The organism is Enterobacter sp. BNK-22, from assembly GCF_048684805.1.
GTDB lineage: Bacteria > Pseudomonadota > Gammaproteobacteria > Enterobacterales > Enterobacteriaceae > Enterobacter > Enterobacter quasiroggenkampii.
The window spans coordinates 1,367,285-1,388,255 of sequence record NZ_JBLQTT010000001.1; the positions used below are offsets into that span (position 1 = coordinate 1,367,285).

Sequence of the window (20,971 nt, forward strand, 5' to 3'; positions counted from 1 at the left end):
TTATTTCCCCGTAAAGTTCGGCGTGCGCTTCGCGAGGAAGGCGCTTACGCCCTCGCGGTAGTCGTCGCTGCGCCCGGCCAGGCGCTGATAGTCGCGCTCGAGATCGAGCTGAGCGTCCAGAGTATTGGTTTCCGCAGCGTTGATCGCCTGCTTGATCAGCCCCAGGCCGAAGGTCGGCTGCGACGCAAAATGCAGGGCCAGCTGCTGTGCCGTGGTGGAGAGCTGTTCGTCATCCACCACCTGCCAGATCATGCCCCACGCCTGCGCCTGTTCGGCGCTGAGTTTGTCCCCGAGCAGCGCCAGCCCCATGGCGCGGGCGCGTCCGGCCACGCGCGGCAGCAGCCAGGTGCCGCCGCAGTCTGGCACCAGGCCGAGCTTGCTGAATGCCATCACGAAGTTGGCCGAACGGGCGGCAATCACCATGTCGCACCCGAGCGCCAGCGTGGCGCCCGCGCCCGCCGCCACGCCGTTAACGGCACAGATGACCGGCTTCGGCAGCTTTGCCAGACGGCGCACCAGCGGGTTGTAGAAGGTTTCAACGGACATGCCCAGATCGGGCGCCGGGCCGTTGGGGTCGACGTTGCGGTCATTCAGGTCCTGACCGGCGCAAAAGCCGCGTCCTGCGCCGGTGAGCAGCAGACAGCGAACGGTGTCATCGCGCTCGGCCTGTTTCAGGCACTCGGCCAGCTGCTGATGCATCACGTCGTTAAAGCTGTTCAGACGCTCCGGACGGTTCAGCGTAATGGTCATCACGCCCTGTTCTACATGACTGAGAATAAATTCCACAATTAGCGTCCTTTAAAGTCGGGGGTGCGTTTTTGTAAGAAGGCGTCGATGCCTTCCCGGCGGTCTTCAGTGGCGGAAAGTAGCGTAAACAGCTGGCGCTCCTGAGCCAGACCGGCCTGGAGCGGCACCTCCTGTGACTGGCGCAGCGCCTGTTTGGCCGCCTGCAGCGCCAGCGGCGAGTGGCGCGCCATCAGGGCCGCCTGCTTCAGGGCATACTCCAGCGTCAACGCCGCCGGGAAAACATCGCTCACCAGCCCGGCGCTCAGCGCCTGCTCGGCGGTAATGCTCTCGCCCGTCAGCACCATTTTGCTGGCCAGCGATTTCCCGACGCTGCGGATGAGACGCTGGGTGCCGCCCGCGCCGGGCATGATGCCGAGCGTGATTTCCGGCAGGCCGAAACGGGCGTTGTCACCGGCAATCACCACGTCGCACAGCAGCGCCAGCTCGCAGCCCGCGCCCAGCGCGAAGCCGTTCACGGCGGCGATCAGCGGTTTAGGAAAAGCGTTGATACGCGCCCACAGCTGCGGGCGAATATCGTTCAGGGTGGCAGGCAGGTCTTTCTCCGCCATCTCATTGAGATCGGCCCCGGCGGCAAAGCAGCGCTCGCTGCCGTAAATCACGCAGACGGCGATGTCGGCATCCACAGCGGCGGCCTCAAGCTGTTCCGCAAGCTGGGTCAACAGCGCGTTGTTGAGGGCGTTGCGCGCCGCCGGACGGTTTAGCGTCAGCTGCAGCACGCGGCCATGACGGGTAACAGTCAGCTCGCTCATGCCATCCCCTTCGCGTCGAAGTCGACGATCACGTCGGCGGTTAACGGTAAAGACTGGCAGCTCAGCACATACCCGGCGGCCAGCTCGTCCGGCTCCAGGCTGTAGTTGGTCGCCATGTCCACCTTCCCGCGCAGCACTTTGCATTTGCAGGTGGCGCAGACGCCGCCCTTGCAGGCATACGGCAGATCCGCCCCCTGACGCAGGGCGGCATCAAGAATGCTTTCGTCGTCCGCCGTCAGGGTAATTTCACGGTCGCGCCCGTCCTGGCGAACGGTCACTTTCTGTCCGCCCGCCTGCACGTGCACCGCGCGCTTGACGGTGATTCCAGAGGTGTTAAAGCGCTCAAGGTGAATCGCTTTGTCCGGCATCCCCAGCGCCTTCAGCGTGGCTTCCGCGTCATCCATCATTGCGGACGGGCCGCAGATAAAGGCCTCGTCATACTGGCGGAAGTTGATCAGGGTTTTCGCCAGTGCCTGCAGTTTTTCCCCATCGATGCGGCCATAGAGCAGATCGCTGTCCAGCCGCTCCTGGCTGAAGATGGAGACCAGCTGCAGCCGCTGCGGGTATTTGTCTTTCAGGTCAGCCAGCGCCTGGCGGAACATCATGCTCTGGCTGCTGCGGTTGCCGTAGATCAGGGTGAAATGGCTGTTGGGTTCGGTCGCAAGCGTCGCGGAGATAATCGCCAGCATCGGGGTGATCCCGGAGCCTGCCGCAATTGCCAGGTAGTGGCCTTCGCGTTCGGCCTGTGGCTGGTAGCCAAACTGCCCCTGAGGAACCATCACCTCCAGCGCCATGCCCGCTTTGATCTCATCCCGGGCATAGCGGGAAAAGCGCCCGCCGTCGATGGCTTTGACCGCCACGCTGATTTCGCCCGGGGCGGTACTCCGGCAGATGGAGTAGCAGCGGCGCAGCTCGTCTCCGCCAAGCGTCGTTTTTAACGTCAGGTGCTGGCCGGGACGAAAGCGGTAGGCCTCCTGCAGCGCCTGCGGCACCGCAAAGGTAATGGTCACCGCGTCGCGGGTTTCGGGTTCCACTTTTGCCACTGTTAATGAATGAAACGTTGTCATGGCAGCCTCAAATACATTTGAAATAGTCGAAGGGCTCACGGCAGGAATTGCAGCGGTAGAGCGCTTTGCAGGCCGTCGAACCAAATTCACTGATAAGCGAGGTGTCGGTGCTGGCGCAGCGCGGACAGCTCACCTCCACCGGCGCGTGCGCGTGACAGCTATGCCCGACCGGCGGACTGATGCCGTACGCCCGCAGGCGCTCACGCGCGTCGGGGGTCATCCAGTCGGTGGTCCAGGCGGGTTCAAGCTGGAGCACAATGTGCACCGGGGTAAAGCCGTGCGCGGTCATCGCCTCGCGGATCGCCCCCAGCAGGTGTTCCGTTGCCGGGCAGCCCGAGTAGGTCGGCGTAAAGCCAATGACCCAGCCTTCCCCCTGCGCCTTCACGCTGCGCACCATGCCTAAATCGGTGATGGTTAACACCGGCACTTCCGGGTCCGGGATCTGGCTGAGCAGCGCCCAGATCTGCGGGATTTGCGCGGGCGCGATGTCGACGAGGCGTTGCATAGCGTTCTCCTTTACCACTGCTGACCGGGATACGCGCGCTGGAGATACTGCATTTCCGCCAGCATCGGGCCCAGATGTTCGGTATGCAGCCCCTGCTTGCCCCCGGTGCGGTACGCCACCTCTGCGGGCACCTGCAGGCAGGCTTCATTCAGACCGGCATACACTTCGCTTTCCCACGGCTGGCGCAGGAGGCGCGGGTCAACCGCCACGCCGGACTCAATCAGCTCCCGCTCGACCTCGTCGGCTTCAAACAACTCGGCCGTAAAACGCCACAGGTTGTCGATGGCCTGCTGCATTTTTTGCGCGGACGTTTCGGTCCCGTCGCCCAGACGCACCAGCCAGCCGCGGCTGAAGCGCAGGTGGTAGCGCGCCTCTTTAATCGCTTTGGCGGCAATGGCGGCAAGCTGGCCGTCGCGGCTTTGGGTCAGGCGTTCATACAGCGCCACGTTCCAGGCATCCATCAGGTACTGGCGGGCAATCGTGTCGGCGAAGCTGCCGTTCGGCTGCTCCACCAGCAGGACATTGCGGAACTGGCGCTCGTCGCGGCCAAACGCCAGCGTGTCTTCATCGCCCTGGCCTTCCCGCTCCGCGGCATAGGTCAGGAAATTGCGCGCCTGTCCCAGCAGGTCGAGACCGATATTGGCGAGCGCGAGATCGATCTCCAGCTCCGGCGCGTGGCCGCACCAGGCGCCGAGACGCTGGGAGAGCACCAGACCGTTGTCGCCCAGACGCAGGGCATAGGCAGTCACTGAATTCATTCTTTGCCTCACATATGCTCGATGCCGTCAGGAATGGTGTAGAACGTCGGATGGCGGTAAACCTTGCTTTCCGCCGGGTCGAAGAACTCGCCGCGCTCTTCCGGCTGGGAGGCGACAATCTCGCTCGCCTTAACCACCCAGATAGAACAGCCTTCGCTGCGGCGGGTGTAGGCATCACGCGCATTTTCCAGCGCCATGCGATCGTCCGCGGCATGCAGACTGCCCACGTGACGGTGGGATAACCCTTGTTTGCTGCGTACGAACACTTCGTACAGCGGCCAGTAGACATTGCTCATCGTGATTCCTCTTAAGCCACTTTGCGGGCGTGTTGTTTTTCGGCGTGCGCCAGTGCGGCTTCCCGCACCCACGCCCCCTCTTCCCAGGCTTTACGTTTGGCGGCCAGGCGTTCGTGGTTGCAGATACCGCGCCCGTTAATGACCTCTTCAAACTCGTGCCAGTCGATCTCGCCGAAGCGATAATGACCGCTCTCTTCATCAAAACGCAGATCGGGATCGGGCACCGTCATGCCCAGCATCTCTACCTGCGGCACCGTGTTGTCGACAAAGCGCTGGCGCAGCTCGTCGTTGCCGAAGCGTTTGATTTTCCACGCCAGGCTGCGGGCGCTGTTCGGCGAATTGTCGTCGTTCGGCCCGAACATCATCAGCGCCGGCCACCAGAAGCGGTTGATGGCGTCCTGCAGCATCTGGCGCTGGGATTCACTGCCCTGCGCCAGCGCCATGCAGGCTTCAAAGCCCTGACGCTGGTGGAAGCTCTCTTCTTTACAGATTTTCACCATCGCGCGGGCATACGGACCGTAGGAGGTTCGGCACAGCGCCACCTGGTTGACGATGGCCGCGCCGTCCACCAGCCAGCCGATCACGCCGATATCGGCCCAGCTCAGGGTCGGATAGTTGAAGATGGAGGAGTATTTCATCTTGCCGTCGAGCATCTTCTGGTAGATGTCTTCCCGCGCGCAGCCCAGCGTTTCCGCCGCGCTGTAGAGGTAAAGCCCGTGTCCGGCTTCGTCCTGCACCTTCGCCAGCAGGATCGCTTTTCGGCGCAGCGTCGGGGCGCGGGTGATCCAGTTCCCTTCCGGCAGCATGCCGACAATTTCGGAGTGCGCATGCTGGCCAATCTGGCGGATCAACGTCTTACGGTAGGCGTCAGGCATCCAGTCCTGAGGCTCAATCGCCGTCTCCTGCGCTATGCGCTGCTCAAACCGTTGTTCTTGCGTCACGTCATCACCTTTATGATTCGTTAGTTTGCAAATTAAAGCGTAATGTTGAATCACTTTGTTTTTTAAAAGTTACACAAAGGTTAAATATAACCCCAAGAATTGTTTCCTGATTATGTGACATTGCTCGCAAGGCTTTTACTACAGGCGCGCTGAAAAGCGTCCTGGCGCGCCGTGTTTCATCAGAGCGGATCACAATGTTAACAATTCATTAAAACTCAGCTTGATTTTTATGATTCATGATCAAACTATTAATGGGTAAATTACGTAACATTTGGAGATAAGCGATGCAGCAGTTAGCCAGCTTCTTATCCGGTACCTGGCAGTCTGGCCGGGGCCGCGAACGCACTATTCATCACGCCATCAGTGGCGAAGCGCTGTGGAGCGTGACCAGCGAAGGGCTGGACATGGCGGCCGCCCGTCGCTATGCAATTGAGCGCGGCGGCGAAGCGCTTCACGAGATGACCTTTATCGAACGCGCGGCCATGCTGAAGGCGGTGGCAAAGCACCTGCTTAGCGAGAAAGAGACGTTTTATGCCCTGTCCGCCCAAACCGGGGCGACAAAATCAGACAGCTGGGTCGATATCGAAGGCGGGATCGGCACCCTCTTCACTTACGCAAGCCTGGGCAGCCGCGAGCTGCCGGATGACACCGTGTGGCCGGAAGACGAGCTGATCCCGCTGTCAAAAGAAGGCGGCTTTGCCGCGCGTCACGTCCTGACCTCCAAATCCGGGGTGGCGGTGCACATCAACGCCTTTAACTTCCCCTGCTGGGGAATGCTGGAAAAACTGGCCCCGACCTGGCTTGCCGGCATGCCCGCCATCATCAAACCCGCCACCGCCACCGCACAGGTGACGCAGGCGATGGTGAAATCCATCGTCGACAGCGGGCTGGTGCCGGACGGCGCCATCAGTCTGATCTGCGGCGGCGCGGGGGATCTGCTCAACCAGCTTGACAGTCAGGACGTGGTGACCTTTACCGGCTCCGCCAGCACCGGGCAAAGCCTGCGCGTGCACCCGAATATTGTGGCGAATGCCATTCCGTTCACGATGGAAGCCGACTCCCTGAACTGCTGCGTGCTGGGGGAAGACGTCACGCCGGAGCAGCCGGAATTTGCCCTGTTCATTCGGGAAGTGGTGCGCGAGATGACCGCCAAAGCCGGGCAGAAATGTACGGCCATTCGCCGCATTATCGTCCCGCAGAGCCAGATTGACGCCGTGAGCCAGGCGCTGGTTGCCCGGCTGGAAAAGGTGGTGGTGGGCGATCCGGCGCAGGAAGGGGTAAAGATGGGCGCGCTGGTCAACGCCGAACAGCGTGCGGACGTGCAGGAGAAAGTGGAACAACTGATCGCCGCAGGCTGCCAGGTCCGCCTGGGTGGCAAAGCGGATTTGCAGGCCGCGGGCGCGTTCTACCCGCCGACCCTGCTGTTCTGCCCGCAGCCGGATGAAACTCCGGCAGTGCACTCAACCGAAGCTTTTGGCCCGGTCGCGACGCTGATGCCGTATCGCAACGCGCGCCACGCAATGCAGCTTGCCCGCGCGGGCGGCGGCAGCCTGGCGGGTACGCTGGTCACCGCAGACCTGGACATTGCCCGCCAGTTTATTACCGGTGCGGCGCGCGCCCACGGGCGTATTCAGATCCTCAACGAGGAAGCCTCGAAAGAGTCCACCGGCCACGGTTCCCCGCTGCCACAGCTGGTGCACGGCGGCCCGGGCCGCGCGGGCGGCGGCGAAGAGCTGGGCGGCCTGCGTGCGGTGAAGCACTACCTGCAGCGCACCGCCATTCAGGGCAGCCCGACCATGCTGGCGGCTATTGGCAAACAGTGGGTGCGTGGCGCAGCGGTGCAGGAAGATCGTGTGCATCCGTTCCGCAAATACTTTGAGGAGCTACAGCCGGGCGACAGCCTGCTGACGCCGCGCCGCACCCTGACGGAAGCGGACATCGTGAACTTTGCCTGCCTGAGCGGCGACCACTTCTACGCCCATATGGACAAGATCGGCGCGGCAGAGTCGATCTTTGGCGAGCGCGTAGTGCACGGCTACTTCCTGATTTCTGCCGCAGCAGGGCTGTTTGTTGATGCGGGCGTCGGGCCGGTGATCGCCAACTACGGCATGGAAAACTTGCGCTTTATCGAGCCGGTTAAACCGGGCGATACCATTCAGGTGCGTCTGACCTGCAAGCGTAAAACGCTGAAGAAACAGCGTACCGCCGAGGAAAAACCAACCGGCGTGGTGGAATGGGCGGTTGAGATCTTCAACCAGCACCAGCAGGCCGTGGCGCTCTACTCCATCCTGACGCTGGTGGCGCGCCAGCAGGGGGATTTCTGACCCCTTCCCTTCACCGCCTTTCCTGCCGGGTGGCGCGATGCTTACCCGGCCTACGACGACCAGCCGGGGTGTGACATCGCCCCGCTCTTTTTTTAACCTGGCAAGACTGGCAAATAATCTGGCAGATGCAGGCAAACGCTTTTCTCAGGCGCCTGTCAGGATAAGGCTGTCACAACACAATAAACACAACAAGATGAGGTCTACGATGGGAAGCAATTCTTCTTTTTCTGCCCGTAGAACGGCGCTGGCTATGGCCGTTGCGCTGTGTTGCGCCTGGCAATCCCCTGTTTTCGCCCACGGCAGTGAGGCGCATATGGTCCCGATGGACAAAACGCTGCAGGACTTTGGCGCCGACGTTCAGTGGGATGATTACGCACAGATGTTCACCATTGCGAAAGACGGCGCCTTTGTGAAGGTCAAACCGGGCGCTAAAACCGCCATCGTCAACGGGAAAACCCTCAAGCTCGAGGTGCCGGTGGTGATGAAAGGCAAAAAAGCCTTTATCTCTGACAGCTTCATCAACGATGTTTTCCAGTCCGGTCTTGACCAGACTTTCCAGGTTGAAAAACGCCCTCACCCGTTAAATGCGCTGACGGCGGACGAAATTAAGCAAGCCGTTGAGATTGTCAAAGCCTCGGCGGATTTTAAATCGAATACCCGCTTTACCCAGATTGCCCTTGCTGAGCCAGAGAAAGCCAAAGTGTGGGACTTTGTGCTCAACGGTACGGCTGTGGATGCCCCGCGTCAGGCAAAGATTGTGATGCTCGATGGGAAGCACGTTATCGAAAGCCTGGTGGATCTGAAGGATAAAAAAATCCTGCGCTGGGAGCCGGTGAAAGATGCGCACGGCATGGTGCTGTTGGATGATTTCACTGCGGTACAGCAGATCATCAACGACAGCACGGAGTTTGCCGAGGTGCTTAAAAAACACGGCATCACCGACCCGAAAAAAGTGATTACCACGCCACTGACCGTCGGCTATTTCGACGGTAAAGATGGCCTGAAGCAGGAAGATCGCCTGCTGAAAGTGGTGAGCTATCTGGATGTCGGCGACGGCAACTACTGGGCACACCCGATTGAAAACCTGGTGGCCGTGGTCGATCTTGAGCAGAAGAAAATCCAGAAGATTGAGGAAGGTGCCGTTGTTCCGGTTCCGATGACGCCGCGCCCCTACGATGGTCGCGACCGTGTAGAGACGCCGAAAAAACCGCTCGACATCATTGAGCCGGAAGGCAAGAACTACACCATTACCGGCGATATGGTGCACTGGCAGAACTGGGACTTCCACCTGAGCCTGGACTCCCGCGTCGGCCCGATGATTTCAACCGTCACGTATAACGACAACGGCAAAAAACGCCAGATTATGTATCAGGGGTCGCTCGGCGGCATGATCGTCCCTTACGGCGATCCGGACGTGGGCTGGTACTTTAAGGCCTATCTTGATTCCGGCGACTACGGCATGGGCACCCTGACCTCGCCGCTGGTACGCGGTAAAGACGTGCCGTCCAACGCGGTGATGCTCAATGAAACCATCCCGGACTACACCGGCGCGCCGATGGAGATCCCGCGCGCAATCGCCATTTTCGAACGCTACGCAGGCCCGGAATATAAGCATCAGGAGATGGGCCAGCCTAACGTCAGCACCGAGCGCCGCGAACTGGTGGTGCGCTGGGTGAGTACCGTGGGCAATTACGATTACATCTTCGACTGGGTGTTCCATGAAAATGGCACCATCGGCATTGACGCCGGTGCGACGGGTATCGAAGCGGTGAAAGGCGTGCAGGCGAAAACCATGCACGATGCCACCGCCAAAGACGATACAAAATACGGTACGCTGATCGACCACAACATCGTGGGCACCACGCACCAGCACATCTACAACTTCCGTCTTGATATGGACGTGGATGGTATCAACAACAAGCTGGTGGCCATGGATCCGGAAGTGAAGCCGAATACCGCCGGTGGCCCGCGCACCAGCACCATGCAGATCAATCAGTACGATATTGATACCGAGCAGCAAGCAGCGCAGAAGTTCGACCCGGGCACGATTCGCCTGCTGAGCAACACCCGTAAAGAGAACCGCATGGGCAACCCTGTTTCGTACCAGATCATCCCTTACGCGGGCGGCACGCACCCGGTGGCAACCGGCGCGAAATTTGCGCCGGACGAGTGGATTTACCATCGCCTGAGCTTTATGGACAAACAGCTGTGGGTGACCCGCTACCACCCGGATGAGCTCTACCCGGAAGGAAAATTCCCTAACCGCTCCGTGCACGACACCGGCCTGGGGCAGTACAGCAAGGATAACGAGTCGCTCAACGATCAGGATGACGTGGTCTGGATGACCACCGGCACCACCCACGTGGCACGTGCGGAAGAGTGGCCGATTATGCCAACGGAATGGGTGCATACCCTCCTTAAACCGTGGAACTTCTTCGACGAGACGCCAACGCTCGGGAAGAAAAAAGACGAAAAATAATCATCCGCCGGGCAATTGCCCGGTTTTTTTTGCCCTGAAGTTTGAGGATCGCCCTGGCTTGCTTATAGTTACTGATATCTCACCTGCATGATTTATCCCCCGGACGGGAAAGGCCTTTATGGAAAAAAGAAAACAACCGACGCTGGAACGGGCAACGTGGTCCACGCGCCATGCCATGGTCATGCATGGGCTGGCGATGAACCTGCCGTGGCTGGCCTTCGTCAACGTCAGTTTCGCGGTGATGATCCTGCTGCGACACATCCTGCTTAAGGCCAGCGATCCCCTTTATCCCCACTCGCCGCAGCTGACGAGAATGGTCGATGCCTCCATGCTCGGCATTATTATTCTCTCTGCTGCGCTGATCCTGATGGCCTGGCGGCGTATCGCCGGAATCAGCGTGGTGTTGTTTATCTGTAGCGCCATCTGGTCGGTCTCCTGTTTCTGGTTCATTACGCAATTGCTGCTGCCCCACGTCTGGCCGCTGTGCGTCATTCTGTTACTCGCCGGGTTAACGGCGCTCTATTTTTACCCTGAGGGGCTGCTCGCCTTTGTGCTCCCGCTCTGGATCACCCTGCCGGTCGCAAGCTGGGTACGCAATGATGGCCTAAACCTGCACTTCATCATCATCTGGAGCGTGTTTACGCTGATCCTGGTCTGCGGGCGTTTCATTCTGCTGAGTTGGTTTGACGAAGCCTGGCGACGTAACCAGCAAAATCAGCTGCTGATATCACGGCTGGACGCGCTGGCGCACCAGGACCCGTTAACCAAGACCGCCAATCGCCGGAAAATGGAGGTGGTGCTGGAGAACGCGGTTGAGCAGAAAAAAACCTTCTCGGTGATCATGCTGGATATCGACTACTTCAAGCGCTACAACGATACCTACGGGCACCAGGCAGGCGACGACTGTCTGACCCGAGTGGCGCGCGTGCTGAAGCAGTCGGTGCGCACACCTGATGATGTGGTGTCACGCTACGGCGGTGAGGAGTTCGTGGTCATCCTCTTCAATTGCCCGGCAAACATCGCGGAAAAGGTTGCCCTGCGTATTCAGGACGGCCTGCGTACGGAAGCCATACCGCACGACGCCTCCACGGTCAGCAACCATGTCACCGTAAGCATGGGGATTGCGAGCATGGCGGAGGGGCTGGCCGGCACCGAGATCATCGCTCGCGCCGATGCGGCGCTTTATCGCGCGAAAGAGGCCGGGCGGGATCGGTGGTCGCTCTAAATAAAAGCCGGGTGACGCTGCGCTTACCCGGCCTACGGTTCGAGTCGTTGTAGGCCGGGTAAGGCGTAGCCGCCACCCGGCTTGCTTTTTAATACCGCACGCAAACCGACTTGGTTTCACACCAGCCGTCCAGCCAGTCCGGACCAAAGTCTCGCCCTGTCCCGGACTGCTTCATGCCGCCGAACGGCAGATTGGCGTCGATCAGCGTATGGCTGTTGACCCAGACTGTGCCCGCCTGCAGCCGGTCGGTATATTCCAGCGCCTTGCTGATATTCTGCGTCCAGACGCTCGCCGTCAGGCCATAGTCGCTGTCGTTTGCCAGCTGAAGCGCCTCTTCCCCGTCGGCGACGCGCACCACGTTGACCACCGGGCCAAACACCTCTTCGCGGGTCAGGCGCAGCGAGGCATCCGGGTTCACCACCAGCGTAGGCGAAACGTAATAGCCTTTGCCTTCCGGCCCACGGTTACCGACAATCAGCTCCGCGTTGCGCGACTTCGCCTCATCGAGGAATGTCTGCACCTTGTCACAGTGCGCACGCGACACCAGCGGGTTGATAAACGCCTCTGGCGACATGCCCGGCCCGACGCTGAGGGATTTCACCGCCTGTTCAAACCCGCTGACCAGTGTGTCAAACAGCGGCGCTTCAATATAGATACGCGAGCTCGCCGCGCACACCTGCCCCTGGTTCAGGAAGCTGCCGGTCATCAGGCCTTCGATTACCCACGCCGGGTCCGCATCCTTGAGTACAATTGCCGGGTTTTTCCCGCCAAGCTCCAGGGTCACGCCGGTGAGCGTGTCCGCCGCCGCGCGGGCGATTTGCTTACCCGTCGCCGTTGAGCCGGTGAAGCTCACCTTTGCAATATGCGGATGCGAGGTCAGCGCTGCGCCGCACACCGCGCCGCTGCCAGTCACCACGTTGAACACCCCGTCCGGGATGCCCGCTTCACTGGCCAGTTCCGCCACGCGCAGCATGGTCAGCGGCGTAGTTTCAGACGGCTTGATGACAATAGAACAGCCCGCGGCCAGCGATGGCATCACTTTCCACATCCCGATCATCAGCGGGAAGTTCCAGGGCACAATCCCGGCCACTACGCCAACTGGCTCTTTACGCGTCCACGCCTGATAGCGGGCGCCCTGCGGTAACGGGATGGAGAGGTCGAGGGTCTTACCCGTAATTTTGGTGGTCAGCCCGGCGGTATAGCGCATCCAGTTCAGGGTGCAGCTGACTTCAAACATACGGGAGATGTTGATGGATTTGCCCTGCTCCAGCGTTTCAAGCTGGGCCAGCTCCTCGCTGTGCTGTTCCACCAGATCGGCGAAATGGAGCAGGATCCGCTCGCGCTCCGCCGGGAGTTTTCCGGCCCAAGTACGGGCCACAAAGGCGCGCCAGCCGGACATGACGGCACGATCAACGTCGTCGACGCTGGCATCGGCAGTTGAGGAAATCACCTCGCCCGTGGCCGGGTTGTAGACATTAAGCCGCTTTTCACTGTCCGATGCGGCCTGACGCCCTTCAATCCACAGGCCATGCTGTCGGTCTAAAAATTGCTGCACGGCAGGCTGAATAGCTACCAGTGATTCAGACATAGGATACTCCTTCGTTATTCTTCGCAGGGTGTTCATCCAGTCTAAGTGGGGTTTTGCATTCTCGCTTTTGTCTCTGTGACATTCGCTTTGCCACCTGTGACAGGCTCCGCAAATCACGATAATTGCCGCTTATATCGCTGTTACCGGTGAGTGTTCTTTCCTATAGTCAGCCTCATAGCTCTGACAAAATGCAACACAAATGCAACAATGCGAAAACGTTGACGGTGCAGTGAGAGAAACGATGGCGTGTGCAAGCGAGCAGGAACAGTATCAGCAGTGGCTGGCGCAAATTAACCAGGTTTGCGGGCGTTTTAACGCGCAGCCCACCGAGGGAAAATTTTACGGCGAGCTGGAGACCAGCTATGCGCGCAGCCTGAAGCTCAGTACCGTCACCGCCGGCGGCGTCAACCTGTTCCGCTCCCGTCAGGAGATCAAACAGAGTAACGATGCCTGGTTCTATACCGTGTTCCAGCTCGAAGGGAGTGCGGAAATTGAGCAGGATGACCGCCGCGCGGTACTCAGAACCGGTGATATTACGCTGATTGATGCCTCACGCCCCTGCTCGATCAACTGGCAGGAAAAATCCCGCCAGATTTCGCTCCTGGTTCCCCGTCAGATTATTGAGCAGCAGTGCCGCTTTCAGGAGATAAGTTGCGCCACCGCCCTTTCCCGCACGCTGCCCACGGTACAGTTGAGCCATCGCCTGTTGATGGAGAGTATGAGCAATACCAGCCTGAGTGACCGGGAGAGCGAAGCGGCGCTCGAAGCGATGATCTGCCTGCTGCGCCCCGCTTTCCAGCAGCGCGAAATCATTCAGCCGCGTAAGGAACGCCAGTTCCAGCATGTGGTGGCGCTGATTGACGACCACATTCAGTCTGAATCGCTGCGCCCGGAATGGATTGCCGCCGAAAGCGGTATGTCCGTGCGCAGCCTTTACCGCATGTTTGCCGAGAAGGGGCTTGTGGTTGCGCAGTACATTAAAAACCGCCGCCTGGATCGCTGCGCGGAGGTGCTGCGCGCAGCCGGTGATGACGAAAAGCTGGCGGGCATTGGCTACAGCTGGGGGTTCACCGACCATAGCCATTTTTCAACGGCGTTTAAGCAGCGCTTTGGCGTTTCGCCGGGTGAATACCGCAAGCGCTACCGCTAGCTATTTTTTGAGCCACTTTCCGTTAATGCCCTTCACGTACTCGCCCGGCTGCGCGCGGGCAACCAGTTTCTGCCCTGCCATTTTGGCCACTTCATCGACCGGCAAATTATTGCTGTCAGCCAGCTTCTGGTAGCTTTCCGTGCGCGCCGCGTTAATGCGATTAACCAGCGCCAGCGTTTCGGCGTCCTGTTGAAGCGGGGCAAGATAACCGCTGAGGGTTTCCCCCACGCGCCCCTGTGCCCGGGCGTCATTTAGGGTCAGCGTAGCCGCCTGCACGTTCATCCCCAGCGCCAGTAAAATCAAAGCAACTCGTTTCATGGCGTCCTCAGAACAGATCGCTACGCGATTTCAGCAAAGTTTCAACGTCTTTATCGACCTTAATGTGGATCTCATGTTCGATTTTGACATTCATATTGATGGTAATCGGCTCCTTTGGTGCAGCGACTTCAATGCGCGGCGTACAGCCGGACAGTAGCGCGGCAACGGCAACGGTGAGCGCACCAGCCATCTTTTTCATTGTTGTTCCTCACTTTCCTTGCCAGTCGAACTGCGGAGACCGGGTATCGCCGCGTGTTGCTCAAACCAGGTTTGCAGATTGTCTCCAAAACGCAGGCTGCGCCAGAGGGTAAAGACATTCTCGTCATGGGTATAGTTCAGGTTGACGGAGCTGCTCTTGCCATCGACCCGGCTGGTCCCCTTGATGGTCGCCTGCATGGTTAATTCACCCAGGTTATCTAAATTGATTCTCGTCCACGAACGCGAAATTTCCATATAGCGGAGCCAGTTAATCGCGGCGCCCGCGACCATATTGTCTTTGACGATGGCGTCGGCCGTATCTTTGTCGATGCGCAGCGTCATTGGGCCCGGGTTAGTCAGCCAGCCATCCTTAATGATCCATTTTTCGTTGTCCAGCCAGAACGGCAGCGCCCCGCTGACCGGCCCCGACATGGCAAACTGTTTTGGATTGACGGCGCTAATCAGCTCGCTCGAAGAGATATTGTCCACCCGTAGCAGGGCCGGATCGTGCTGCGGCATCCGCAGCTGCTGCATAGTGATCTTCCCGCCGAGGGTTTCCACCTTCACGTTGGTGAGCAGCAGCGGATTGTCCTCCGTCCAGGGATAATCGCCCTGTAAATCCGCGGTAATGTTACGCGCGGTCACCAGGTTTACCACTTCGCCAATGCGCAACGTGACCGGTCCGCGCGTGCCCAGAGACCAGGTTCCCTCGCTGAAGCGGAACGGCAGCACAAAATCGACGCCATTAATCTGGTTGTCCGGCATCCAGGCGCTGCCGGATTTCAGTACCCCGTGACCACCCGCTTCAAAGCCCTGATCGGCCGCCGCCGAGAAGGCAACCTGCGCATAAAGCTCACCGTCGCGCAGCGTCATTTTCCAGTCCGGCGGAATAAGCGGCTGGAATACGGTGAGGGACTGTTTCGGCCACCAGGCCTGCCCGCGAAGGCGCACGCCATCCCACCTTCCGTTGACCTGTACTGGGCCGATGTTGTCCGCATGGAGGTCGCCCTTAAACTGAAAAATTGTCGGGTCGGTGCCGTCGACGCTGAAGGTCAGAACCGAGGGAGGCAACACGCTGCCGCCGGAGAACCGGGTTTGCCCGGCATTCAGCGACAGCGCACCGCTGAAGGCCGGTTTTTCGGCATCGCGCAACCAGCGTACAGGCTGATCCAGCACCAGACGCGGCTTGCTGACCTCCATCGTGCCGTACTGAAGCTTGTCAAAACCGGTGGAGAGCGCCGTCAGCTCAATAAGGTTGTCGCGCCACTCGCCTTTCCCGGCGACATCCCAGCGGGCATGCATCGGCGTAAAGCCGCCTTTCCCCCAATACCGCCACTGCCACAGGCCGTTATCGGGCAAAAAGTCGTTGGCCTGACCGTCCAGGTGGAGTTCAAAATCGCCCATCTCGTTTTCATGAGCGCGCAGAATCGCCTGTAAACGACCGTCCACGCCCTTCTGGGTGAGCTTCACGCCCGCCAGTGGCCAGCGGATTTCATCGATATCGAGTGAGTTAATGATGCGTCCGCGCGAGCGGAGCAGCGCGCCCGGCTCAAAGGCCAGCTGCGGTTCATACAGGCTGCCGGTCAGTGTTGCGGGTAATTTGGCGTAAAGAATGAGATCGTTTTGCTTCGCCTCGCCGCTCAGATGCAGGGGCATGTCGCTGTTTTCCATGCTGAGCCTGCCGGGCCCGATATTCAGTACCGCGTTGCCTTTCCCCGCATCGCCTTGCGTCAACACGTTCAGTCGTCCGGTCAGGGTGGTTTTCTCCAGCCCCTGCTGCCAGTTGTCGGCGCGAAGGGACACCCGCCCGCTCAGCGGCATACCCGAGAGATCCCAGTTCCAGCGTCCGTCGCTGATGTTCAGCTGCTCCGCCGTGATTTGCCACGGCAGGTCGAGAAGCGGATCGGGGTTGTCTCTCGCCATCACCACCAGCTGTCCCTGATTGTCTTCCCAGTCGAGATCGGCATCGACCAGAGACGTTAACTGTGGCACGTTAAAGGTCGCCACCGCGTGGCCTTTCACCGGCACGCCGTCCGGCACAAGCGGCAGGGTAAACTCGCCCACCAGCTTAACAGGCTGCGGCTGGTCAGGGAGCTGAACATCGAACTGGCTGACCGAGAGCGTCTGACCGCGAAGCGTGCCTTTAATGCTGACCTGCTCGCCTTTATAGGCGATCTCCTGGCTGGACGGGGTCAGGGACGCGTGAAGCTCACCCTGCCACTGCTGCCAGGGCGACAGCGTCAGGCGGTGAACCGTAAGCCAGGTATTGGGCAATACCGCCTGCCATTCCGCCAGCGTTTTCGGGGCGACCGTTGAAGGCGCTGACTGGGGAATTTTGCTCAGGCAGACGGAGTTAAGATCCAGCGCGCCGATATCCAGCTTCCAGCGGCTGGGATGTGACAGCGTCACGTTATCGATGCGGGCAATTTCGCAGTCTTCCACCAGATAGCGAAGGTCGGGGATCACCAGCGCGTGGCGAGTCAGTTTCGGGCTCTCTTCGAAAGCGATGCGCGTCCCGACGGGAAGCCAGATCCCAGCGAGCGTCGGCACCCACTGGGCGAGCGTCATCAGCAGCGTCAGCGGCAACAGTATGAACAGCAGTAAAAGCGCAAGAGCGGCTTTGTATTTACCCTTCATGGGCAGTTAATATCCTGATTTAGCGAAAGAATTAAGCCGGCAGTGCCGATCATTGTCGCATGTTTAGCCAGTCAGTTGAAGGGAATGCCATTTTTAAGGATAGATGCTCTAGAATAATTGATAGAACTTATTGAATTCAATAATATTTTAGAAATTGTAAGATAATTTTAATCATGCTAACGTGAATGCAAAATCACTGGAGAAAGTCTTATGAAACTCGCGGTATACAGCACAAAGCAGTACGACAAAAAGTATCTGCAACATGTTAACGAGACCTATGGGTTTGAGCTTGAATTTTTCGACTTTCTGCTGTCCGAAAAAACTGCTAAAACGGCGCACGGCTGTGAAGGCGTCTGCATTTTCGTAAACGATGACGGCAGCCGTCCGGTGCTGGAAGAGTTGAAAAAACAGGGGGTGAAGTACATCGCCCTGCGCTGCGCGGGCTTTAACAACGTGGATCTCGACGCGGCAAAAGAGCTGGGTCTGAGGGTGGTGCGCGTCCCGGCGTACTCCCCGGAAGCGGTGGCGGAACATGCGATTGGCATGATGATGTCGCTCAACCGTCGTATTCACCGCGCTTATCAGCGCACCCGTGACGCCAACTTCTCGCTGGAAGGGCTGACCGGCTTTACCATGTACGGCAAAACCGCGGGCGTGATCGGGACCGGTAAAATTGGCGTGGCTGCCCTGCGCATCCTGAAAGGCTTCGGCATGCGTCTGCTGGCATTCGATCCGTACCCAAGCGCCGCAGCGCTGGATCTGGGCGTGGAGTACGTCGACCTGCCGACGCTGTTCTCTCAGTCCGACGTAATCTCCCTCCACTGCCCGCTGACGCCGGAAAACTACCACCTGCTTAACCAGGCGGCATTTGACCAGATGAAGGATGGCGTGATGATCATCAACACCAGCCGCGGCGGACTGGTTGACTCCCAGGCCGCTATCGAAGCGCTGAAGACCCAGAAAATTGGCGCGCTGGGGATGGACGTCTATGAGAACGAACGCGACCTGTTCTTTGAAGACAAGTCTAATGATGTCATCCAGGACGACGTGTTCCGTCGCCTCTCTGCCTGCCATAACGTGCTGTTTACCGGACATCAGGCGTTTCTGACTGCCGAAGCGCTAATCAGCATTTCGGAAACCACGCTGGGTAACCTTCAGCAGTTAGAAAAGGGTGAGCCGTGCCCTAACGAGCTGGCTTAAGTGCTACGCCGGGTGGGGCTAAGCCTCACCCGGCGCGTTTGTTTCCCAGCTCCGGTGCGCAACGCGCCACCAGAGCAGAACGGCGGCCAGGGCAATGGCGCTCAGGACACTGAATGCCGTCGCAAAGGAGTAATGTCCGGCGATCGTCCCGGTTAACGCCGGGCTCATGGATGCCCCTACTCCCTGCATCAACATCACCACACTCTGCCCGGCATTGACGTGCCCGCTTCCACGCAGCAGCACCACAATAAACGACGGTACGACGACTCCCAGGATCCCGGCGGCCAGGCCGTCGAGAATTTGTACGGGGATCATCATTAACGGCGCGTCCGTGGATGCCGCCAGCGCCGCGCGCACCGGCATAACCAGCAGCGCCAGCATAATCAAGCGCCAGTAACCATAGTGTTCGATCCGGCGCGAGGCCCAGATGGCGACGGGGATCATCACGGCCTGAGAGATGATGACGGTACCGGCCGCATACAAACCGGGGTTGATCGCGGCAGGTGCAGCGGCAACCCTCATACTTAGCATCGGCAGCAGCGCCGCGTTCGCCAGGTGAAACAGCAGCAGCGTCAGTCCGGTCACAAACAGCGCCCGGTTTTTCATCAGCACGGTAAAACCGGGGACCGGCAGGCTCGCTGAAGAGGACAGCCCGCGCGCCGCGTCGTTATCGATATCGCTGTTGCGAATGGCAAGCAGCGCACACAGCGTTAGCAGCGTGGTGCTAGTCATCAGCAGGAAAATCCCGCCCACGCCCCAGTACCACGCAATGCCACCCGCAATCAGCGCGGTGACAAAATTGCCGCCGTGATTGAACGCCTCGTTTCTGCCCATCTGCGCGCTGAAGCCCCTCTGCCCGGTCAACCCCAGCGTAATCCCGGCGATCAACGGCCCGACAAATGCCGCACAGATACCGGTGACGATTTGCGACACGGCGACAACGCCGCTCTGCTGGCTAAACCAGAGCAGAAGCGTGCTTAGTGTGATCAGAATGCACAGCAGCGCGAGTACAGCACGCTTGTTGCGGGAGGTGTCGGTGATGAACCCCGCCGGCAGCGTGGCCAGTAACCCCGCCAGCCCGCCGGCCGTCATCAGGATGCCAATATCATCAGGGGTCCAGTGGCGTTCGGTCAGAAAAATACCGAGAAAAGGCCCCAGGCCATCGCGGACATCTGCAATGAAAAAACTTGTCAGGCATAGCGCCCGCAGCGAACGAAGAGACATACTTCCTGCCTTGCCTGTTATCGCCTGAAAAAAAGAAAATGTAGTATACCGGGTATTTTTGAAAATCAGATGACGTCTTAAAAAACATGCCTTCCGAACTTAAACAATTCATAACGGACGTTGTTTTTTCACTTTACTCATAATCGGCCCTGACTATACTGGCAATAAATTTTCACAGGAGTCCTTCGTTGGAAAGTTATTTTATCGTCGATACGAAGGTAAGCTGACGCGATTTTCTCGCTGCTTACCTTAAGGGTGGGCAGCAATCCTCTTGACGTGATTGCATCCCAATACATTAAGAACGACCAAATTTTTGGGGCATCGCGATGTTCATGTTTCATCATTCACTCTTTCCACCGCCCTCGCGCTGACATGCTTTGCGTTTTAATGGCGTCATACTGTGCTTTGTGAAGCGCTGACGCTTATCGTTTAATCATGTTAACAGGCGACAGGCTGATGTTCCCTTATATCTCTCATCTGCTCGCAGCGATGCTGCTGGGCGCAATTATCGGCGCGGAAAGACAATGGCGCCAGCGTATGGCGGGGCTTCGTACCAATGCACTGGTTGCGACGGGCGCGGCCGTGTTTATTCTGAGTTCCCTCTCGACGTCACCCGATAGCCCGGGGCGCATCGCAGCGCAGATCGTCTCCGGCATAGGTTTTCTTGGCGCAGGCGTTATTATGCGTGAGGGAATGAATATCCGGGGTCTCAATACCGCCGCGACGCTGTGGTGTTCGGCCGGAATTGGCGTGCTATGCGGATTAGGTCAATTCTGGAATGCCGGTATGGCCAGCGTGATTATTCTGTGCGCCAACATTCTGCTTCGCGAAGCTGCGCAGCGGATTAATCAACTGCCCGCGCTCCATGAAGGCGAAAAATGCTATGTCCTTAAAATTACCTGTAATGACGAGCATGAAGATGCGGTGCGGCAGAATATTGTCAACATGGCGAAAGAGTTGACGTTAAGCCTGAAAGCCATTTATTGCGATACGGCGCAAGCAGAAGGTAAAACCGAAATACGGGCCGAGGTGATGACCCGTGAAGAATACCGGAAATTACTCGAGCTAATTATGGGTAATATTGGCGGGAATAAAATTATGGCTTCCGTAAGCTGTCACGCAATATGAATACGATACCGGGCATTGCGCCCGGTTGGGGCTTGGCTGTTTTGCAGAAATGGGCAGTGACACGGAGAGAGTCATAGAGAAGCGCTGATTCTGGCAAGACTTTTCATCATTTTCGTCGTGAGGCTAAGCTGCTCGCTGCCCATAAGTTGGGACAATTCCTGCTTAGCGGATTGCCATACCGGAATGACCTGTTCAAGCAGACGCCAGCCTTCCCCCGTCAACATGAGTCGTTTTCCTGAACGTCCACGCCCTCCAGTAGAGCCAATAATGCCTCGGGACTCCAGACTACGGATATTACGACTCAGTGTTGTCGCATCCACCCCTGCTCTGGCGGCGAGTTCCGCAACGGTTTCATTAGGAGAACCCCGATGCCAACT

Annotated in this window: 19 protein-coding genes; 6 read left to right on the forward strand and 13 right to left on the reverse strand. The window is 58.8% G+C overall.

What is annotated here, in order from left to right; translation table 11 throughout:
• Genes paaG through paaA form a run of 7 tightly spaced genes read right to left on the reverse strand, consistent with a single transcriptional unit; the run spans nt 1 to nt 5,123 of the window.
• Nucleotides 1-789: a 2-(1,2-epoxy-1,2-dihydrophenyl)acetyl-CoA isomerase PaaG gene (gene paaG / locus ACMGGE_RS06275; protein ID WP_420294179.1), complete on the reverse strand. Its 789-nt coding sequence runs from the start codon at nt 787-789 to the stop codon at nt 1-3.
• Nucleotides 789-1,556, reverse strand: a complete 768-nt coding sequence (paaF, locus tag ACMGGE_RS06280; RefSeq protein ID WP_420293538.1) for a 2,3-dehydroadipyl-CoA hydratase PaaF — start codon at nt 1,554-1,556, stop codon at nt 789-791. Before paaF ends, paaG begins: the two co-directional genes overlap by 1 nt.
• Nucleotides 1,553-2,623, reverse strand: coding sequence for a 1,2-phenylacetyl-CoA epoxidase subunit PaaE (gene paaE, locus ACMGGE_RS06285; RefSeq protein ID WP_420293539.1), 1,071 nt, complete (start codon nt 2,621-2,623; stop codon nt 1,553-1,555). Before paaE ends, paaF begins: the two co-directional genes overlap by 4 nt.
• Before the next feature lie 7 nt (nt 2,624-2,630).
• The gene (paaD, locus tag ACMGGE_RS06290) at nt 2,631-3,128 is read right to left on the reverse strand and encodes a 1,2-phenylacetyl-CoA epoxidase subunit PaaD (RefSeq protein ID WP_025911360.1); all 498 of its coding nucleotides are present in this window, start codon (nt 3,126-3,128) and stop codon (nt 2,631-2,633) included.
• Nucleotides 3,129-3,139: 11 nt separating this feature from the next.
• Nucleotides 3,140-3,886, reverse strand: coding sequence for a 1,2-phenylacetyl-CoA epoxidase subunit PaaC (paaC, locus tag ACMGGE_RS06295; RefSeq protein ID WP_334754825.1), 747 nt, complete (start codon nt 3,884-3,886; stop codon nt 3,140-3,142).
• An 8-nt stretch (nt 3,887-3,894) separates the two neighbouring features.
• Nucleotides 3,895-4,182: a 1,2-phenylacetyl-CoA epoxidase subunit PaaB gene (paaB, locus tag ACMGGE_RS06300; protein ID WP_008502380.1), complete on the reverse strand. Its 288-nt coding sequence runs from the start codon at nt 4,180-4,182 to the stop codon at nt 3,895-3,897.
• 11 nt (nt 4,183-4,193) lie between these two features.
• Nucleotides 4,194-5,123 (reverse strand): 1,2-phenylacetyl-CoA epoxidase subunit PaaA, encoded by a 930-nt coding sequence (gene paaA / locus ACMGGE_RS06305; RefSeq protein WP_420293540.1) that lies wholly within the window; start codon nt 5,121-5,123, stop codon nt 4,194-4,196.
• A 284-nt stretch (nt 5,124-5,407) separates the two neighbouring features.
• Here paaA and paaZ point away from each other — a divergent pair, with 284 nt between their 5' ends.
• The 3 genes from paaZ to ACMGGE_RS06320 all read left to right on the forward strand — a co-directional run bounded on the left by paaZ (nt 5,408) and on the right by ACMGGE_RS06320 (nt 11,151).
• Nucleotides 5,408-7,447 carry a phenylacetic acid degradation bifunctional protein PaaZ gene (paaZ, locus tag ACMGGE_RS06310; RefSeq protein WP_420293541.1) on the forward strand — a complete coding sequence of 680 codons (2,040 nt, stop codon included), beginning with the start codon at nt 5,408-5,410 and terminating at the stop codon, nt 7,445-7,447.
• 205 nt (nt 7,448-7,652) lie between these two features.
• On the forward strand, nt 7,653-9,926 hold the full coding sequence (gene tynA / locus ACMGGE_RS06315; protein WP_252077222.1) for a primary-amine oxidase: 2,274 nt from the start codon (nt 7,653-7,655) through the stop codon (nt 9,924-9,926).
• A gap of 118 nt (nt 9,927-10,044) precedes the next feature.
• Nucleotides 10,045-11,151, forward strand: a complete 1,107-nt coding sequence (locus ACMGGE_RS06320; protein WP_262805551.1) for a diguanylate cyclase — start codon at nt 10,045-10,047, stop codon at nt 11,149-11,151.
• 88 nt (nt 11,152-11,239) lie between these two features.
• Here the strand turns inward: ACMGGE_RS06320 and ACMGGE_RS06325 are convergent, their stop codons facing one another.
• On the reverse strand, nt 11,240-12,739 hold the full coding sequence (locus ACMGGE_RS06325; protein WP_420293542.1) for an aldehyde dehydrogenase family protein: 1,500 nt from the start codon (nt 12,737-12,739) through the stop codon (nt 11,240-11,242).
• A gap of 241 nt (nt 12,740-12,980) precedes the next feature.
• Here ACMGGE_RS06325 and feaR point away from each other — a divergent pair, with 241 nt between their 5' ends.
• The gene (feaR, locus tag ACMGGE_RS06330; protein WP_045910621.1) at nt 12,981-13,889 is read left to right on the forward strand and encodes a transcriptional regulator FeaR; all 909 of its coding nucleotides are present in this window, start codon (nt 12,981-12,983) and stop codon (nt 13,887-13,889) included.
• Here the strand turns inward: feaR and ACMGGE_RS06335 are convergent, their stop codons facing one another.
• Genes ACMGGE_RS06335 through ACMGGE_RS06345 form a run of 3 tightly spaced genes read right to left on the reverse strand, consistent with a single transcriptional unit; the run spans nt 13,890 to nt 17,042 of the window.
• Entirely contained in the window at nt 13,890-14,207 is a 318-nt protein-coding gene (locus ACMGGE_RS06335; protein ID WP_048030652.1) for a YdbL family protein, read from the reverse strand.
• A gap of 7 nt (nt 14,208-14,214) precedes the next feature.
• Nucleotides 14,215-14,406: a YnbE family lipoprotein gene (locus ACMGGE_RS06340; RefSeq protein ID WP_008502388.1), complete on the reverse strand. Its 192-nt coding sequence runs from the start codon at nt 14,404-14,406 to the stop codon at nt 14,215-14,217.
• Nucleotides 14,403-17,042 (reverse strand): YdbH family protein, encoded by a 2,640-nt coding sequence (locus tag ACMGGE_RS06345; protein WP_420293543.1) that lies wholly within the window; start codon nt 17,040-17,042, stop codon nt 14,403-14,405. Before ACMGGE_RS06345 ends, ACMGGE_RS06340 begins: the two co-directional genes overlap by 4 nt.
• A 210-nt stretch (nt 17,043-17,252) precedes the next feature.
• On the opposite strand from ACMGGE_RS06345, the gene ACMGGE_RS06350 reads away from it, so the two are divergent.
• On the forward strand, nt 17,253-18,242 hold the full coding sequence (locus ACMGGE_RS06350; protein WP_420293544.1) for a 2-hydroxyacid dehydrogenase: 990 nt from the start codon (nt 17,253-17,255) through the stop codon (nt 18,240-18,242).
• Between the two features lie 18 nt (nt 18,243-18,260).
• Here the strand turns inward: ACMGGE_RS06350 and ACMGGE_RS06355 are convergent, their stop codons facing one another.
• Entirely contained in the window at nt 18,261-19,466 is a 1,206-nt protein-coding gene (locus ACMGGE_RS06355) for an MFS transporter (protein WP_128302181.1), read from the reverse strand.
• 456 nt (nt 19,467-19,922) lie between these two features.
• On the opposite strand from ACMGGE_RS06355, the gene ACMGGE_RS06360 reads away from it, so the two are divergent.
• A complete protein-coding gene (locus ACMGGE_RS06360) occupies nt 19,923-20,594 on the forward strand; it encodes an MgtC family protein (RefSeq protein ID WP_045910420.1) in 672 nt (223 codons plus the stop codon).
• Between the two features lie 71 nt (nt 20,595-20,665).
• Here the strand turns inward: ACMGGE_RS06360 and ACMGGE_RS06365 are convergent, their stop codons facing one another.
• Entirely contained in the window at nt 20,666-20,914 is a 249-nt protein-coding gene (locus ACMGGE_RS06365; RefSeq protein ID WP_420293545.1) for a hypothetical protein, read from the reverse strand.
• Nucleotides 20,915-20,971: the final 57 nt, after the last annotated feature.

Coding starts and splice junctions, on each gene's coding strand:
- ACMGGE_RS06325 (WP_420293542.1), bottom strand. CDS start 12,739: ATGTCTGAATCACTGGTAGCTATTCAGCCTGCCGTGCAGCAATTTTTA.
- paaE (WP_420293539.1), bottom strand. CDS start 2,623: ATGACAACGTTTCATTCATTAACAGTGGCAAAAGTGGAACCCGAAACC.
- ACMGGE_RS06345 (WP_420293543.1), bottom strand. CDS start 17,042: ATGAAGGGTAAATACAAAGCCGCTCTTGCGCTTTTACTGCTGTTCATA.
- paaF (WP_420293538.1), bottom strand. CDS start 1,556: ATGAGCGAGCTGACTGTTACCCGTCATGGCCGCGTGCTGCAGCTGACG.
- ACMGGE_RS06335 (WP_048030652.1), bottom strand. CDS start 14,207: ATGAAACGAGTTGCTTTGATTTTACTGGCGCTGGGGATGAACGTGCAG.
- paaB (WP_008502380.1), bottom strand. CDS start 4,182: ATGAGCAATGTCTACTGGCCGCTGTACGAAGTGTTCGTACGCAGCAAA.
- paaZ (WP_420293541.1), top strand. CDS start 5,408: ATGCAGCAGTTAGCCAGCTTCTTATCCGGTACCTGGCAGTCTGGCCGG.
- feaR (WP_045910621.1), top strand. CDS start 12,981: ATGGCGTGTGCAAGCGAGCAGGAACAGTATCAGCAGTGGCTGGCGCAA.
- ACMGGE_RS06340 (WP_008502388.1), bottom strand. CDS start 14,406: ATGAAAAAGATGGCTGGTGCGCTCACCGTTGCCGTTGCCGCGCTACTG.
- ACMGGE_RS06320 (WP_262805551.1), top strand. CDS start 10,045: ATGGAAAAAAGAAAACAACCGACGCTGGAACGGGCAACGTGGTCCACG.
- paaD (WP_025911360.1), bottom strand. CDS start 3,128: ATGCAACGCCTCGTCGACATCGCGCCCGCGCAAATCCCGCAGATCTGG.
- paaC (WP_334754825.1), bottom strand. CDS start 3,886: ATGAATTCAGTGACTGCCTATGCCCTGCGTCTGGGCGACAACGGTCTG.
- tynA (WP_252077222.1), top strand. CDS start 7,653: ATGGGAAGCAATTCTTCTTTTTCTGCCCGTAGAACGGCGCTGGCTATG.
- ACMGGE_RS06360 (WP_045910420.1), top strand. CDS start 19,923: ATGTTCCCTTATATCTCTCATCTGCTCGCAGCGATGCTGCTGGGCGCA.
- ACMGGE_RS06350 (WP_420293544.1), top strand. CDS start 17,253: ATGAAACTCGCGGTATACAGCACAAAGCAGTACGACAAAAAGTATCTG.
- ACMGGE_RS06355 (WP_128302181.1), bottom strand. CDS start 19,466: ATGTCTCTTCGTTCGCTGCGGGCGCTATGCCTGACAAGTTTTTTCATT.